Here is a 15,758-nt window from a genome sequence, read left to right on the forward strand (position 1 = left end):
GTCGCCAAGAAGTCGGACCACAGCAGAAAATATGGTCATTACCGCCGAAAGGCGGTCATAACGACCTCGTGGATCGCGGGCACTTGGCAGTCGTCAGCCGATCCACCACAGAGCGGAGGACTCAGAGAATGGCCGGCGCGATGCGCAAGATGGCGGTCTACCTCGGCCTCGTGGAGGACGATGGGTACGACGGCCGCGGTTTCGACCCCGACGACGACTTCGAACCTGAACTCGACCCGGAGCCCGAGCGGGACCGCCGACGGCATGAGCCGTCTCACCAGTCACATCAGGCACTTCAGCCCGAAAGGGATGAATCGGTCAGAGTCGTGCAGTCCTCGGTGCCGCGCGACTCGGTGCCCCGATCCACTTCGCTGGCCGCGGAATCGGTGCGTCCCGCGCGCATCGCGCCCGTGGCATCCATCACACAAGAACGCGCAAGCCTGGAGAAGAACGCACCGGTGATCATGCCCAAGGTCGTGTCGGAACGAGAGCCTTACCGGATCACCACACTTCACCCCCGGACCTACAACGAGGCCCGTACCATCGGGGAACACTTCCGTGAGGGCACCCCGGTGATCATGAACTTGACTGAGATGGATGACACAGACGCCAAGCGACTTGTCGACTTTGCGGCGGGTTTGGTGTTTGGTCTTCACGGCAGCATCGAGCGGGTGACGCAGAAGGTGTTCCTGTTGTCGCCTGCTAACGTCGATGTCACGGCGGAGGACAAGGCCCGCATCGCAGAGGGCGGGTTCTTCAACCAGAGCTGAGAAGCACAACCGGATCGAAGTACGGAACAGGGGAGAGGGAAAGAAAGACCATGAGCGTGTTCGCGCAGGTGATCTACATCGCGCTGATGGTGTTCCTCATCGTGCTCATCTTCCGGTTGGTCATGGACTACGTCTTCCAGTTCGCCCGCTCGTGGCAACCCGGCAAGGCGATGGTGGTCGTTCTGGAGGCCACCTACACTGTCACCGATCCACCGTTGAAGCTTCTGCGGCGGTTCATCCCGCCGCTGCGTCTCGGGGGCGTGGCGCTCGACCTGTCCTTCTTCGTGCTGATGATCATCGTCTACATCCTCATCTCCATCATGGGAAACCTGGCGAGGTGACTGTGGACGATACGGTCTTGCCGACTGCCGATGACTACGTTGAGGTGAAGAGATGCCGTTGACCCCCGAGGACGTGCGGAACAAGCAGTTCACGACCGTCCGCCTCCGAGAAGGCTATGACGAGGACGAGGTCGATGCCTTCCTCGACGAGGTCGAAGCCGAACTGACCCGCCTGCTGCGCGAGAACGAGGACCTGCGCGCCAAGCTGGCCGCGGCGACGCGTGCTGCTGCCCAGAACCAGCAGAACATGCGCAAGCCCCCGGAGCAGCAGGACCAGCAGCAGGGTGGCATGCCCGGACAGGGAATGCCGCAGCAGGGCATGCGTGGGCCAGGTCCCGGCGCTCCCGTACCTGCCGGCATATCTGGTCCGCCGCAGCAGCAGATGGGCGGCCCCATGGGTGGCCCGCCCCAGCTGCCGAGCGGTGCTCCGCAGCTGCCCGCCGGCCCCGGCGGTGGCCAGGGTGGCCCGCAGGGGCAGATGGGCCAGGGTCAGATGGGCCAGGGCCCCATGGGTCAGGGGCAGATGGGCCAGGGCCAGATGGGCCAGGGTCCGATGGGTCAGGGCCCCATGGGCGGTCAGCCGCCCATGCAGCAGCAGATGGGTGGCCCGATGGGCGGCCCCATGGGCGGTCCGATGGGCGGCCCCGGTCAGGGCCCCGGTGGCGACAGCGCCGCTCGTGTCCTCTCGCTGGCCCAGCAGACCGCCGACCAGGCGATCGCGGAGGCCCGTTCCGAGGCCAACAAGATCGTCGGCGAGGCGCGTTCGCGTGCCGAGGGTCTCGAGCGTGACGCCCGTGCCAAGGCCGACGCCCTGGAGCGGGACGCGCAGGAGAAGCACCGCGTCGCGATGGGCTCCCTGGAGTCCGCCCGCGCCACGCTGGAGCGCAAGGTCGAGGACCTGCGCGGCTTCGAGCGCGAGTACCGCACGCGTCTGAAGTCGTACCTCGAGTCGCAGCTGCGTCAGCTGGAGACCCAGGCCGACGACTCGCTGGCTCCGCCGCGTACCCCGGCGACCGCGTCGCTGCCGCCGTCCCCGGCGCCTTCCATGGCTCCGGCCGGTGCGAGCGCGCCGTCGTACGGTGGCAACCAGGGCATGGGCGGCGGTCCTTCGCCGGCCGCTCCGTCCTACGGCGGCCAGCAGCAGATGTCTCCCGCCATGACCCAGCCGATGGCGCCGGTACGGCCGCAGGGTCCCGGTCCGATGGGACAGGCTCCCTCGCCGATGCGTGGCTTCCTCATCGACGAGGACGACAACTGACGGCCTCTAGTACGCCTTAGGCGTCGGCAGCGTTCAGGGCGAGGCCCCGGATTTCGATCCGGGGCCTCGCCCTTTTACGCGGGTTGATCACCGTGGCGTGGATACGCGGAAGGCCCGGCCCCTCCTGGGGACCGGGCCTTCGCTCTCGCGGTTACGCCTTGCGCAGGCGGAACGTCAGGGACAGGCCCTCGTCGGTGAACGGGGTGCCGTAGGTGTCGTCCGCCTCACCCTGGGCGAAGTCCGTGGCGAGGACCTCGTCGCTGATCAGGGGTGTGTGCTCGGACAGGGCCGCGATCACGGCCGGGTCCGTGGCCGTCCAGCGGAGCGCGATGCGGTCGGCCACGTCGAGGCCGCTGTTCTTGCGGGCCTCCTGGATCAGGCGGATCGCGTCACGGGCCAGGCCCGCCTGGCGGAGTTCCTCCGTGATCTCCAGGTCCAGCGCCACCGTGGCACCGGAGTCGGACGCCACCGACCAGCCCTCGCGCGGGGTCTCCGTGATGATCACCTCGTCGGGGGCGAGCGTGATCGTCTCGCCGTCGACCTCGACCGACGCCGTGCCCTCGCGCAGGGCGAGGGAGAGCGCGGCCGCGTCGGCGTTGGCGACGGCCTTGGCCACGTCCTGGACGCGCTTGCCGAAACGCTTGCCGAGGGCGCGGAAGTTGGCCTTCGCCGTGGTGTCGACCAGGCTGCCGCCGACCTCGCTGAGGGAGGCGAGCGCGCTCACGTTCAGCTCCTCCGTGATCTGCGCGTGCAGTTCACGGTCGAGTGAGCCGAAGCCGGTCGCGGCGATGAGCGCCCGGGACAGCGGCTGACGGGTCTTCACACCCGACTCCGCGCGCGTGGCACGGCCCAGCTCGACGAGCCGGCGCACCAGGACCATCTGCTTCGACAGCTCCGGGTCGATGGCGGAGAGGTCCGCCTCCGGCCAGGAGGCCAGGTGCACGGACTCCGGGACGCCGGGGGTGACCGGCACGACCAGGTCCTGCCAGACCCGCTCGGTGATGAACGGGGTCAGCGGGGCCATCAGCTTGGTGACCGTCTCGACGACCTCGTGCAGCGTGCGCAGCGCGGCCTTGTCGCCCTGCCAGAAGCGGCGCCGGGACCGGCGCACGTACCAGTTGGACAGGTCGTCGACGAACGCCGACAGGAGCTTGCCGGCGCGCTGGGTGTCGTACGACTCCAGGGACTGGGTCACCTGGTCGGTCAGCGCGTGCAGTTCGGACAGCAGCCAGCGGTCCAGGACCGGGCGGTCGGCCGGGGCCGGGTCCGCCTCGCTGGGCGCCCAGTCGGACGTGCGCGCGTACAGGGCCTGGAAGGCGACGGTGTTCCAGTACGTCAGGAGCGTCTTACGGACGACCTCCTGGATCGTGCCGTGGCCCACGCGACGGGCCGCCCACGGGGAGCCGCCGGCCGCCATGAACCAGCGCACCGCGTCCGCCCCGTGCCGGTCCATCAGAGGGATCGGCTCCAGGGTGTTGCCCAGGTGCTTGGACATCTTGCGGCCGTCCTCGGCGAGGATGTGACCGAGGCAGACGACGTTCTCGTACGACGACTTGTCGAAGACCAGGGTGCCGACGGCCATCAGCGTGTAGAACCAGCCTCGTGTCTGGTCGATGGCCTCGCTGATGAACTGCGCCGGGTAGCGGGACTCGAACAGCTCCTTGTTCTTGTACGGGTAGCCCCACTGCGCGAACGGCATCGAACCCGAGTCGTACCAGGCGTCGATGACCTCCGGCACGCGCGTGGCCGTCTTCTGGCACTGGGGGCACGCGAAGGTGACCTCGTCGATGAACGGGCGGTGCGGGTCAAGGCCGGAGTGGTCCGTGCCGGTCAGCTCGGTGAGCTCCGCGCGGGAGCCCACGACGGTGAGGTGGTCGTCCTCGCAGCGCCAGATCGGCAGCGGGGTGCCCCAGTAGCGGTTGCGGGACAGCGCCCAGTCGATGTTGTTCTGCAGCCAGTCGCCGAAGCGGCCGTGCTTCACCGTCTCCGGGAACCAGTTGGTGTTCTCGTTCTCCTGGAGGAGGCGGTCCTTGGCGGCGGTGGTGCGGATGTACCAGGACGGCTGCGCGTAGTAGAGGAGCGCGGTGTGGCAGCGCCAGCAGTGCGGGTAGCTGTGCTCGTACGGGATGTGCCGGAAGAGGAGGCCGCGCTGCTGGAGGTCCTCGGTGAGCTTTTCGTCCGCCTTCTTGAAGAAGACGCCGCCGACCAGGGGGACGTCCTCCTCGAACGTGCCGTCCCGGCGGACGGGGTTCACGACGGGCAGGCCGTAGGCGCGGCAGACCTTGAGGTCGTCCTCACCGAACGCGGGCGACTGGTGGACCAGGCCCGTACCGTCCTCGGTCGTGACGTACTCGGCGTTGACCACGTAGTGGGCAGGCTCCGGGAACTCCACGAGCTCGAACGGACGTTGATAGGTCCAGCGCTCCATCTCGGCGCCCGTGAAGGTCTGGCCGGTGGTCTCCCAGCCCTCGCCGAGCGCCTTGGCGAGCAGCGGCTCGGCGACGACGAGCTTCTCCTCGCCGTCGGTCGCGACGACGTAGGTGACCTCGGGGTGCGCGGCCACGGCCGTGTTGGACACCAGCGTCCAGGGGGTCGTCGTCCAGACCAGGAGCGCGGCCTGGCCGGCGAGCGGACCGGAGGTGAGCGGGAAACGGACGTACACGGAAGGGTCGACGATCGTCTCGTAGCCCTGCGCCAGCTCGTGGTCCGACAGGCCCGTCTCGTCGCGGGGGCACCAGGGGGCCACGCGGTAGTCCTGGACCAGCAGGCCCTTGTTGAAGATCTCCTTGAGCGACCACCAGACGGACTCGATGTACTCCGGGTCCATCGTGCGGTAGGGGTCCTGGAGGTCGGTCCAGTAACCCATGCGGGTCGTGAGCGCCTCGAAGGCGTCGGTGTGGCGGGTCACGGACTCGCGGCACTTGGCGTTGAACTCGGCGATGCCGTACGCCTCGATGTCCTTCTTGCCGGTGAAGCCGAGCTCCTTCTCGACCGCCAGCTCCACCGGCAGGCCGTGACAGTCCCAGCCGGCCTTGCGGGCCACGTGGTAGCCGCGCATGGTGCGGAAGCGGGGGAAGACGTCCTTGAAGACGCGCGCCTCGATGTGGTGGGCGCCGGGCATGCCGTTGGCGGTGGGCGGGCCCTCGTAGAACACCCACTCGGGGCGGCCCTCGGACTGCTCCAGGCTCTTGGCGAAGATCTTCTGCTCGCGCCAGAAGTCGAGCACCGCGTGCTCGAGCGCGGGCAGGTCGACCTGGGCGGGCACCTGGCGGTACGTCGGCGTTGTCATCAGCGAGCTTCCTCCGGCGGACTTGCTGCCTTCCGTCCGGAGGGACGAGAGTCCGTGCGCCGGTTTCGGCGCGCTCCCGCGGTACCACCCTCCTTGGCCCGCCGACGCCTGGTGTGCGTCGGTGAGCCCCCTCATTGGGGCCGCGATGCCGGGTCTACTGGCCCTGGTGGCCCGTGGGCGGAGCCCACTGATCCAAGGCTTTCTTCCGGCGGCTCCGGGGTGATCTTCACGTCGCGCTCGCCCCCGGGCTTCCACCGTCCCCGGGTCGCTCTGGGCTGCGTACGCCGCTACTCGTCCCCATCCACGCTTTTCGCTCCGACCAGTGTACGGCGCCCCGGGGACAGCGGCCGACCGGTTTTCCGGAGCCGGACGCGGAGGCCGCCGTAGGGCTCGGAGTGACCCGAATGGAGCGGCACGACTGTTCGGATTCCGGGACGTACGATCCGGCGGATTACCTGGCGGGGAGCTGGGCACAACGCATGCATGCTTCCCGCCCCGCGCGCGCGGGGCGGGCGAATCGGGCGGCGTGCCCCGTTGCCGCGGGACTCAAGTCGATTTATCGTCCCAGCACGATTCGCGAGCAAGATCACAATATGTGAAGGGGCCGCGGCATGGTGGCGAAGAAGACCGCCGTACAGCAGTCGGCGTCGGGCCGGTCCACCCATGCCCGTGCCTCCGGCGGCGAGGCCAAGGGGGCCGCTGCCAAGGCCGTGAAGGCGGTCGGAGCGGCGGCGAAGAGCGTCGCGAAGAAGGCCGCCGTCAAGAGCACGCGCGCGGGGGGCGAGAAGGCCGGGGCGAAGAAGGCGGCGCCCCGGAAGACGAGCGGCGCCAAGAAGGCCACGGCGGCTCCCGGCGGGCGGACAGGCGGGGAGAAGGTCGCGGCCGGGAGACCGGCGGCCGAGACACCTGTCGGCAGGACGGCAGAGGTCACCAAAGGCGTCGGAAAGGCCTCGGTCACGAAGAAGGACTCGGCCACGAAGAGGGCCGCGGGGCCGAAGAAGGCCGCAGCCGCCAAGGAGGCTGTCGCCAAGAAGGGCGCGGCCACCAAGAAGGCTGTCGCGAAGAAGACGGCCACCAAGGACGCGGCCACCAAGAAGGCTGCGGTCGCCAAGAAGGCCTCCGCGAAGAAGGCCGTCGCCAAGAAGGGTGCGGTCGCCAACAAGGCTGTCGCCAGGAAGGCTGTCGCGAAGAAGGCGGCCACCGGGAAGGCAGCCACGAAGAAGGCGGTGACGAAGAAGGCGGCCACGAAGAAGACCGCAGCGAAGGACACGGCCGCGACCGAGCGCGCGGCCAAGGGCACGACCGCGACGAAGGCCGCGGGGAGGAAGACGGCCGCGAAGGACATCGCGGTCGAGGAGAAGGCCGCCACGGAGGCCGATGCCCCGCAGGGGGACGCCGGGCAGGGCACCTCCGGGAAGAACACCCTCACCAAGAGGGCGGCCAGGAAAAGCACGGCCAAGAAGGCGGGCGCGGCCGAGGCCGCGAAGCAGACGGGAGCCACGACAGTGGTTGCGAAGAAGACTCCTGGCACGGCCACGGCGGCGAAGACCGCCCTACCCAACGCGCGGGTCTCCGCGGTGGAGCCCGGCGAGCTCGCGGTGCGCCCGGGTGAGGACCCGTGGACGCCCGAAGAGGTCTCCGAGGCGCGCGCAGAGCTCACGGCCGAGGCCTTGCGGCTGAGTACCGAGATCACCACCTCGGAGGAGTCCCTGGTCGGGCTCATGAGGGACTCCGGGGACGGCGCCGGCGACGACCAGGCCGACACCGGGACCAAGAACATCACGCGCGAGAGCGAGATGGCCCTCGCGGCCAACGCGCGCGAGATGCTCCTCCAGACCGAACGCGCCCTGGGCCGGCTCGACGCCGGCACCTACGGCCTGTGCGAGAACTGCGGCAATCCCATCGGCAAGGCACGCATGCAGGCCTTCCCGCGCGCGACCCTGTGCGTGGAGTGCAAGCAGAAGCAGGAACGCCGGTACTGAGGGTCTTTGGAGGCGTGTCGTACCCTCGTCCTCAGTCAGGTATCTAGGTCGAGGGACTCACGTGACAGAGGCGGAGCGCATCATCGGTACGCCGGATTCCCCAGAGGCGGCGGGGGCGGAGCCGGAGCAGGACCAGACGGCGCGGCCCAGGGGCAGGCGTCGTATCGCCGTGCTGTTCACGGTGGCCGCCTTCGCGTACGCCCTCGACCTGGTCAGCAAGATGATCGTGGTCGCCAAGCTGGAGCACCACGAGCCGATCGAGATCGTCGGGGACTGGCTGAGGTTCGAGGCGATCCGCAACGCGGGCGCGGCCTTCGGCTTCGGTGAGGCCTTCACCGTGATCTTCACGGTGATCGCGGCGGCCGTGATCGTGGTCATCGCCCGGCTCGCCCGCAAGCTCTACAGCCTGCCCTGGGCGATCGCGCTCGGTCTGCTGCTCGGCGGCGCGTTCGGCAACCTCACCGACCGGATCTTCCGCTCCCCGGGCGTGTTCGAGGGTGCGGTCGTCGACTTCATCGCGCCCAAGCACTTCGCCGTCTTCAACCTCGCCGACTCGGCGATCGTGTGCGGCGGCATCCTGATCGTGCTGCTGTCGTTCAAGGGACTCGACCCCGACGGCACGGTCCACAAGGACTGATCCACAGCCGCCGGTCGGGGCTGTCGGTGGTGTCCGGCATACTCGACGGGTGAGCACCGTTCCCGAGATCCGTACCCTGCCCGTGCCCGACGGCCTGGAGGGCGAGCGCGTCGACGCCGCCATCTCCCGCATGTTCGGCTTCTCCCGGACCAAGGCGGCCGAGATCGCCGCCGCGGGGAAGGTCACGGTCGACGGGTCGGTGGTCGGGAAGTCCGAGCGGGTGCACGGCGGGGCCTGGCTGGAGGTCGAGATGCCCCAGGCGGCCGCGCCGGTGCAGATCGTCGCCGAGCCGGTCGAGGGCATGGAGATCGTCCATGACGACGACGACGTGGTCGTGATCGCCAAGCCGGTGGGTGTCGCCGCGCATCCCAGCCCTGGCTGGACCGGGACGACCGTGATCGGCGGGCTCGCCGCCGCCGGGTACCGCATCTCGACCTCCGGTGCCGCCGAGCGCCAGGGGATCGTGCACCGGCTCGACGTGGGCACCTCGGGGCTGATGGTCGTGGCCAAGTCGGAGCGGGCGTACACCTCGCTCAAGCGGCAGTTCAAGGAGCGCACGGTCGACAAGCGGTACCACACGCTCGTTCAGGGCCACCCGGACCCGACCAGCGGCACCATCGACGCACCCATCGGCCGCCACCCCCAGCACGACTACAAGTGGGCGGTCACGGCCGAGGGCAAGCCGTCCGTGACGCACTACGACCTCATCGAGGCGTTCCGTGCGGCCTCCCTGCTCGATGTGAAGCTGGAGACCGGGCGCACCCACCAGATCCGCGTCCACATGGCGGCCCACCGCCACCCCTGGCGTCGGCGACCTGACGTACGGCGCCGACCCGACGCTCGCCAAGCGGCTCCGGCTGACCCGGCAGTGGCTGCACGCCGTGCGGCTCGGCTTCGAGCACCCGGGGGACGGGGAGTGGGTGGAGTTCGCGAGCGACTATCCGGCGGATCTGCAGCAGGCCCTGGACCTGGTGCGTGAGGAGACCTACGGGTGAGCACGCACGCGTACGTGGTGCGGGTCGCCGAGGACCCCGCCGACCGTGAGGCCTGCTTCACGCTGCGCAAGGAGGTCTTCGTCGGCGAGCAGGGCGTGCCGGAGGACATCGAGTACGACGCCTACGACGCCGTAGCGGTGCATGTGCTGGCCGTGCGGGAGGACGGGTTGCCGCTCGGGACCGGGCGGCTGCTGTACGGCGCGGCGGCGGCCGGGAAGACCGGCGGTGACCTGACCGTGGGGTCGCTGGGGCGGCTCGCCGTGACACAGGCGGCGCGCGGACTCGGGGTGGGGGCGGCTCTTGTGCGGGCCGTCGAGGACGCGGCACGCGCGCGTGGGCTCGTGGCCGTGGATCTGCACGCCCAGACGCATGCGCTGGGGTTCTACGAGCGGCTGGGGTACGTGGCGTACGGGCCGGAGTTTCCGGACGCGGGCATACCGCACCGGGCCATGCGGCGGGTTCTTTGACGCTCGGATCCGCGCCGACGGGAGAGGGCGAGCGAGCGGCGGTCGGGAAGGTCCGGGCGTGAAGCGGGCAGACTGAAGGGACCGTAGATTTGTCGATCTGCCCGGAGCTCTGACCGTGGATCAGTTGGCCCTGTTGTTCGTGTTGTTGCTGGGGGCTCTGATCAGTGTCCCGGTGGGAGACCGGTTCGGGTTGCCGGCGCCGGTGCTGATGACGCTGCTCGGGATCGTGCTCGCGGTACTGGACTTCGTACCGAATGTCGACATTCCACCCGAGCTGATCCTGCCCATTCTGCTGCCGCCGTTGCTCTATGCGGCGGTGCGGCGGACGTCGTGGCGGCAGTTCGCGGCCAACAAACGGCCGATCTTCCTGCTCGCCGTCGCGCTCGTGTTCGTCACCACCCTGTGCGTCGCCGTCGTCGCCCAGGCGATCGTGCCGGGACTGCCGATCGCCGCCGCCGTCGCGCTCGGCGCGCTGGTCGCGCCGCCCGACCCGGTCGCCGCGACCGCCGTGGCCGGCCAACTCGGGCTGCCCCGGAGGCTGGTGTCCATCCTGGAGGGCGAGGGGCTCTTCAACGACGTGACGGCGATCGTGCTCTACCACGTGGCCGTCGCCGCAGCCGTCAGCGGCTCCTTCACGGCCGGCAAGGCCGTCTTCGAGCTGGTGCTCTCCGCGGTGGTCGCCGTCGCCGTGGGGCTCGCGCTGGGCTGGGGGGCCAACAAGCTGATGGATCTGCTGGGTGACGCCACTCTCCAGATCGGGCTGACGGTACTCGTGCCGTACGCCTCCTACGTGCTCGCCGAGGAGCTCCACGGCTCCGGGGTGCTCGCGGTGCTGACCACCGCCCTGTTCATCGCGGAGTACGCCACCGACGCCGACGACGTGATGACCCGGCTCGCCGGGCACACCTTCTGGGACATCGTCGACACGCTCGTGACCGGCGTGGCCTTCGGGCTCATCGGACTCGAACTGCACAACGCGATCCGGACGGCGTCCGGACGCTGGGGCGAGATGCTCGGCTGGGCCGCCGCGATCGTGGCCGTGGTCGTGCTCGTACGGCTGCTGTGGCTGTTGCCGGCGACCTGGCTCACCAAGCGCATGCACGCCAAGCGGGACATCGACGAGGAGATCCCGATGGGATGGCGGGAGACCGTCATCATGTGGTGGTCCGGGATGCGGGGCGTGGCGTCCGTGGCGCTGGCGCTGGCCATCCCGCTGGAGACCGACTCGGGGGCGGGCTTCCCCGACCGGGACGAGATCGTGTTCATCGCGTTCGGGGTGATCATGGCGACGCTGGTGCTGCAGGGGCTGACCCTGCCGTGGCTGGTGAAGCGGCTGGGGGTGCGGGCGGACAGCGAGCGGGAGATGGAGTTCGAGAAGACCCTCGCGGTCCGGGCGGCGAAGGCGGCCAAGAAGCGGCTGCGGGAGATCGAGAGCGTGGAGGAACTGCCCGAGGAGCTGTCGGAGCAGATGCTGCGGCGGGCGTTCGAGATCGGTGTGCGGATCTCTCCCGAGATGGGGGACGAGGAGCGGCGCGAGGCCCGGCGGCGGCTCAAGCGGGTGCGGCGCATCCACGGCGAGATGCTGAGCGCGGCACGCCACGAGGTGCTGGCGGCGCGGAGCGAGCCGGGGGCCGATCCCGAGATCGTGGACCGGGTTTTGCGGCATCTGGACGTTCGCAGTCTGCGGTGAAGGTGCGGAAACCGGGATGAGCTCTTCAACCGGGAGTTTGTAGGCTGCGGTCATGGCTCGCAACGTGATAATCAGCGGTGGCGGTACGGGAATCGGACTCGCGGCGGCGCAGGTGTTCGCCGCGGAAGGGGACCGGGTGCTGCTGCTCGGCCGGCGTGCCGAGGTGCTCGAGAAGGCCGGGGTGCCCGGCGCGCTGACGTACGCCGCCGATCTCGGTGACGTCGACGAGGTGCGCGGGGTCGTCGGCTTCGTGGAGCGTGAACTCGGGACCGTGGACTTGCTGATCCACAGCGCCGGGGGCACCGGGCAGCTCGAGCCGCCCGTCGACAGCTCCGATCCCCTCGATGCCGTCGCGCACAACTGGACCGTGAACTTCCGGCTCAATCTGCTGACCGCGGCGCTGCTCACCGAGGGGTTGAAGGAGCGGCTCGCCTCACCGGGCGGGCGGGTGCTGTTCGTGAGTTCCATCGCCGCGTACCGGGGGTCCGGGAGCGGGGCGTACGGGGCGGCGAAGGCCGGGCTGCATCCGTACGCCCACGATCTCGCGCGGGAGTTGGGGCCGCGCCGGATCACCGCGAATGTGGTCGCGCCGGGGTACATCGAGGACACCGAGTTCTTCGGCGGGGCCATCGATCCCGCTCGGCGGGAACGGCTCATCGGTGACACGTCGACGGGGCGGGCGGGGACGCCCGGGGATGTCGCCGCCACGCTGCACTGGCTGGCTTCGCCGGGTGCGGGACATGTGACTTCGCAGGTCGTGCAGGTCAACGGTGGGGCCGAGCGGGGACATTGACGGTGGGCGGGTGCGGGTCCGTCGTGGCGCCGGTGCAGGCACCGGCGCCACGACGGGCCGTCAGCCCCGCCCCGTCCGTGGGGTCTCGTGGGCTCGGCGGGGGGCCGTGCCGTTGCCGTTGGAGGAGGAGCCGCCGCGTTGCAGTACGACCGCGTCCGCCGTGCTGACCCGGGGCAGGGCGTACGGGTGATGGTCGGCCAGCCAGCGGATCATCTGCTCGCGGACCGTGACCCGTACCGTCCAGATGTCGTCGGCGTCCTTGGCCGTCACCAGGGCCCGTACCTGCATGGTGTTCGGGGTGGTGTCGGTGACGTCGAGGCCGTAGGCGCGGCCGTCCCAGGCCGTACAGTCGCGCAGGATGTCCCGCAGCCGCTCGCGCATCAGCTCCACCGGAGCCGTGTGATCGACGTGCCAGAAGACGATGCCCGTCATCTGCGGGGTGCCGCGTGACCAGTTCTCGAACGGCTTCGAGGTGAAGTACGACACCGGCATGGTGATCCGGCGCTCGTCCCAGGTCCGTACCGTCAGGAAGGTCAGTGTGATCTCCTCGACCGTGCCCCACTCGCCGTCCACCACCACGGTGTCGCCGATGCGCACCATGTCACCGAAGGCGATCTGCAGCCCGGCGAACATGTTGCTGAGCGTCGACTGGGCGGCGACACCGGCGACGATGCCGAGGATTCCGGCGGAGGCCAGCAGCGAGGCACCGGCCGCGCGCATCGCGGGGAACGTCAGCAGCATCGCGGCCACGGCCACCACCCCGACGGTCGCGGCGACCACCCGCATGATCAGCGTGACCTGGGTGCGGACCCGCCGCACCCGGGCGGGGTCGCGGTGCACGCGCGCGTAGCGGGTGTACGTCGTCTCCACTATCGCGGCGGCGATCCGGATCACCAGCCAGGCGGCCGCCCCGATGAGGACCAGCGTCAGCGTCTGCCCGATACCGGCACGGTGCCGCTCCAGCAGCTTCGTCTCGTCGTACGACCCTCTGAGCATGGCCGCGCACAGCACGAGCTGGTAGGGGATGCGGCCACGGCGCAGCAGGCCCCACATCGGGGTCTCGCTGTGGCGTGCGTCGGCCTTGCGCAGCAGAAGGTCGGTGGCCCAGCCGATCACCAAGGTGAGCAGCAACGAGCCACCGACCACGATCAGTGGCCGGAGTACGTTCTCCATGCCCCCGAACCTAACCGGCCCGGGCGGGGCATGAACATGTGACTTCGGCCGCGAAGTGGGTACGGCACCATGGCCTCATGAACATCATGCTCTTTCACTCGACCTACGGCCTCGGGCCCGCCGTCCGTCAGGCCGCCGACCGGCTGCGGGAGGCCGGCCACGAGGTGTGGACGCCGGACCTCTTCGAGGGGCGCACGTTCGAGACGGTCGAGGAGGGCATGGCCTTCAACGCCGAGATCGGCAAGGACGAGCTGCTCAAGCGGGCCGTCCTGGCCGCCGCGCCCTACTCCGAGCGCGGTCTCGTCTACGCCGGTTTCTCGCTCGGCGCCTCGATCGCGCAGACCCTCGCCCTCGGCGACGAGAAGGCCCGCGGCCTGCTGCTCCTGCACGGCACGTCGGACATCGCGCCGAACGCGACCGCGGACGAGCTGCCGGTCCAACTGCACGTGGCCGAGCCGGACCCCTTCGAGACCGACGACTGGCTGAGCGCCTGGTATCTCCAGATGGGCCGCACCGGCGCCGATGTCGAGATCTACCGATATGCCGGGGCCGGTCATCTCTACACCGACCCCGGCCTCCCGGACTACGACGAGGAGGCCGCCGAGGCCACCTGGCGGGTGGCCCTCGGCTTCCTGGAGTCGCTCTAGACGGGGGTGTACGTCCGCTCGACCTTCTGTGTGCCGCTCCGCGTGCGGTACGAACGCGCCCAGGCGGAGGTCGCGTTCGCCTTGGTCTTGCCGGACAGGACGTAGTAGTCCATCTGCGCCCGTTCGGCGGTGATGTCGAGGACGCCGTAGCCGTGGCGGTCGGTGTCGACCCAGTGGACGTGCCGGTTGGCGACCTGGATGACCGGCGCGGCGAGCGCGGTGACCGTGCCCTCGGGGACCTTCAGGATGTCGTCGAGGTTGTCGGAGGTCACCGAGGTGACGACGAACTCCGTGGCGGCGGAGGCCGACAGCGGGTAGGTGCCGGCGTCCACCGGCACGTCGTTGGCCCACGCCATGTGGATGTCGCCGGTCAGGAAGACGGTGTTGCGGATGGCGTTGGAGCGCAGGTGGGCCAGCAGCTCGCGGCGGTCGTCCGTGTAGCCGTCCCACTGGTCGGTGTTGAGGGCGAGGCCCTCCTTCGGCAGGCCCAGCAGCTCGGCGAGCGGCTTCAACAGGTCGGCGGAGAGCGCCCCGATCGCGAACGGCGAGATCATCACGGAGTTGCCGACCAGCCGCCAGGTCGTGTCGGAGGACTTCAGCCCCGCCTTGAGCCAGTCCAGCTGGGCGCGGCCGGTGATCGTGCGGTTCGGGTCGTCCACCGAGCCGTTGCCCACGGCGACCTGCTGTGAGCGGAAGGACCGCAGGTCGAGCAGCGAGAGGTCGGCGAGCTTGCCGAACCGCAGCCGCCGGTAGGTGGTGCCCGCGATCGCCGTGCGCACCGGCATCCACTCGAAGTAGGCCTGCTTGGCGGCTGCCTGACGGGCCGACCAGGCGCCCTCCGCGCCCTCGGTGTGGTTCTCGGCACCGCCCGACCAGGCGTCGTTGGCGAACTCGTGGTCGTCCCAGATCGCGACGACCGGGGCGACCGCGTGCAGGGCCTGGAGGTCCGGGTCCGTCTTGTACTTGCCGTGCCGGGTCCGGTAGTCGGCGAGGGTGAGGATCTCGTGGACCGGCGCGTGCTGTCGTACGACGGTGTCGCGTGTGCCGTACTCGCCGGTGCCGTACTCGTAGATGTAGTCGCCCAGGTGCAGCCAGGCGTCCAGGTCGCCGCGGGCCGCGAGATGGCGGTACGACGAGAAGTAGCCCGCCTCCCAGTTGGCGCAGGAGACCACGCCGAAGCGGAGGTTCGCGACGGCCGCGTCCGACGCCGGCGCGGTGCGGGTACGCGCCGCCGGGGAGTCGGTGCCGCCCGCCGAGAAGCGGAACCAGTACTCGGTCGCGGGGGTGAGGCCGCGGACGTCCGCCTTGACGGTGTGGTCGGAGGCGGCGGTCGCGGTGACGGACCCCTTGGCGACGACGGTCGTGAAGGCCTTGTCCTGGGCGACGACCCAGCCGACCTCGGTGTCCGGGCCGATGCCGGAACCGGGCACGGCCTCGGCGGTGGGGGTCACCCGGGTCCACAGCAGGATGCCGTCCGGGAGCGGGTCGCCGGAGGCGACGCCGTGCAGGAAGGCGGGGGCCTCGTCGGCGGCTCGGGCCGGCAGGGCGGCGGCGAGCGGGGCGGCGAGGACAGCGGTGGCCGCCGCGGCCTTGACGACCGTACGGCGGCGCGGGGACAGGGAGTTGCTCTCGGCTGATCTCTGTCTACTGGTCACGGCCGATCAGGTTACTGGCCGGTATGAACGAGAGCGGGCGAACTCGTGAAAGTTCGCCCGC

The 15,758-nt window shown here is 70.0% G+C and carries 12 protein-coding genes and 1 pseudogene; 10 read left to right on the plus strand and 3 right to left on the minus strand.

Going from position 1 to position 15,758, the window contains the following annotated elements; genetic code table 11:
* Window positions 1–128 precede the first annotated feature (128 nt).
* Genes sepF through M2157_RS35255 form a run of 3 tightly spaced genes read left to right on the plus strand, consistent with a single transcriptional unit; the run spans window position 129 to window position 2,369 of the window.
* Entirely contained in the window at window positions 129–770 is a 642-nt protein-coding gene (sepF, locus tag M2157_RS35245) for a cell division protein SepF (RefSeq protein ID WP_266525569.1), read from the plus strand.
* Window positions 771–820: 50 nt separating this feature from the next.
* Window positions 821–1,111, plus strand: a complete 291-nt coding sequence (locus tag M2157_RS35250; protein WP_053847334.1) for a YggT family protein — start codon at window positions 821–823, stop codon at window positions 1,109–1,111.
* A gap of 52 nt (window positions 1,112–1,163) precedes the next feature.
* A complete protein-coding gene (locus M2157_RS35255; RefSeq protein ID WP_280857012.1) occupies window positions 1,164–2,369 on the plus strand; it encodes a DivIVA domain-containing protein in 1,206 nt (401 codons plus the stop codon).
* Between the two features lie 151 nt (window positions 2,370–2,520).
* Here M2157_RS35255 and ileS read toward each other — a convergent pair whose 3' ends face one another.
* Complete coding sequence (gene ileS / locus M2157_RS35260) at window positions 2,521–5,658, minus strand: isoleucine--tRNA ligase (RefSeq protein WP_280867243.1); 3,138 nt, start codon at window positions 5,656–5,658, stop codon at window positions 2,521–2,523.
* 611 nt (window positions 5,659–6,269) lie between these two features.
* On the opposite strand from ileS, the gene M2157_RS35265 reads away from it, so the two are divergent.
* The 6 genes and pseudogenes from M2157_RS35265 to M2157_RS35290 all read left to right on the plus strand — a co-directional run bounded on the left by M2157_RS35265 (window position 6,270) and on the right by M2157_RS35290 (window position 12,222).
* Entirely contained in the window at window positions 6,270–7,640 is a 1,371-nt protein-coding gene (locus M2157_RS35265; protein WP_280867244.1) for a TraR/DksA family transcriptional regulator, read from the plus strand.
* 61 nt (window positions 7,641–7,701) lie between these two features.
* The gene (gene lspA / locus M2157_RS35270) at window positions 7,702–8,277 is read left to right on the plus strand and encodes a signal peptidase II (RefSeq protein WP_057618500.1); all 576 of its coding nucleotides are present in this window, start codon (window positions 7,702–7,704) and stop codon (window positions 8,275–8,277) included.
* A gap of 49 nt (window positions 8,278–8,326) precedes the next feature.
* A pseudogene (locus M2157_RS35275) lies at window positions 8,327–9,272 on the plus strand (RluA family pseudouridine synthase).
* Window positions 9,269–9,739, plus strand: a complete 471-nt coding sequence (locus M2157_RS35280) for a GNAT family N-acetyltransferase (RefSeq protein WP_280867245.1) — start codon at window positions 9,269–9,271, stop codon at window positions 9,737–9,739. The pseudogene M2157_RS35275 and the gene M2157_RS35280 overlap by 4 nt, the downstream one beginning before the upstream one ends.
* A 115-nt stretch (window positions 9,740–9,854) precedes the next feature.
* Window positions 9,855–11,429, plus strand: a complete 1,575-nt coding sequence (locus M2157_RS35285; RefSeq protein WP_280867246.1) for a Na+/H+ antiporter — start codon at window positions 9,855–9,857, stop codon at window positions 11,427–11,429.
* Window positions 11,430–11,481: 52 nt separating this feature from the next.
* On the plus strand, window positions 11,482–12,222 hold the full coding sequence (locus M2157_RS35290) for an SDR family oxidoreductase (RefSeq protein ID WP_280867247.1): 741 nt from the start codon (window positions 11,482–11,484) through the stop codon (window positions 12,220–12,222).
* Between the two features lie 60 nt (window positions 12,223–12,282).
* On the opposite strand, the gene M2157_RS35295 is transcribed toward M2157_RS35290, so the two are convergent.
* The gene (locus tag M2157_RS35295; RefSeq protein ID WP_280867248.1) at window positions 12,283–13,395 is read right to left on the minus strand and encodes a mechanosensitive ion channel domain-containing protein; all 1,113 of its coding nucleotides are present in this window, start codon (window positions 13,393–13,395) and stop codon (window positions 12,283–12,285) included.
* Window positions 13,396–13,472: 77 nt separating this feature from the next.
* On the opposite strand from M2157_RS35295, the gene M2157_RS35300 reads away from it, so the two are divergent.
* On the plus strand, window positions 13,473–14,042 hold the full coding sequence (locus tag M2157_RS35300; protein WP_280857004.1) for a dienelactone hydrolase family protein: 570 nt from the start codon (window positions 13,473–13,475) through the stop codon (window positions 14,040–14,042).
* Here M2157_RS35300 and M2157_RS35305 read toward each other — a convergent pair.
* Complete coding sequence (locus M2157_RS35305) at window positions 14,039–15,697, minus strand: alkaline phosphatase D family protein (RefSeq protein ID WP_280867249.1); 1,659 nt, start codon at window positions 15,695–15,697, stop codon at window positions 14,039–14,041. The two genes, M2157_RS35300 and M2157_RS35305, sit on opposite strands and share 4 nt — an antisense overlap.
* Window positions 15,698–15,758: the final 61 nt, after the last annotated feature.

The sequence above is a fragment of the Streptomyces sp. SAI-127 genome (genome assembly GCF_029894425.1).
In the GTDB taxonomy this organism is placed as follows: Bacteria; Actinomycetota; Actinomycetes; order Streptomycetales; family Streptomycetaceae; genus Streptomyces.

Excerpts from the sequence above, each read along its gene's own strand:
- ileS (WP_280867243.1), bottom strand. The coding sequence starts at position 5,658 with ATGACAACGCCGACGTACCGCCAGGTGCCCGCCCAGGTCGACCTGCCC.
- M2157_RS35265 (WP_280867244.1), top strand. The coding sequence starts at position 6,270 with ATGGTGGCGAAGAAGACCGCCGTACAGCAGTCGGCGTCGGGCCGGTCC.
- M2157_RS35250 (WP_053847334.1), top strand. The coding sequence starts at position 821 with ATGAGCGTGTTCGCGCAGGTGATCTACATCGCGCTGATGGTGTTCCTC.
- M2157_RS35290 (WP_280867247.1), top strand. The coding sequence starts at position 11,482 with ATGGCTCGCAACGTGATAATCAGCGGTGGCGGTACGGGAATCGGACTC.
- M2157_RS35255 (WP_280857012.1), top strand. The coding sequence starts at position 1,164 with ATGCCGTTGACCCCCGAGGACGTGCGGAACAAGCAGTTCACGACCGTC.
- sepF (WP_266525569.1), top strand. The coding sequence starts at position 129 with ATGGCCGGCGCGATGCGCAAGATGGCGGTCTACCTCGGCCTCGTGGAG.
- M2157_RS35300 (WP_280857004.1), top strand. The coding sequence starts at position 13,473 with ATGAACATCATGCTCTTTCACTCGACCTACGGCCTCGGGCCCGCCGTC.
- M2157_RS35295 (WP_280867248.1), bottom strand. The coding sequence starts at position 13,395 with ATGGAGAACGTACTCCGGCCACTGATCGTGGTCGGTGGCTCGTTGCTG.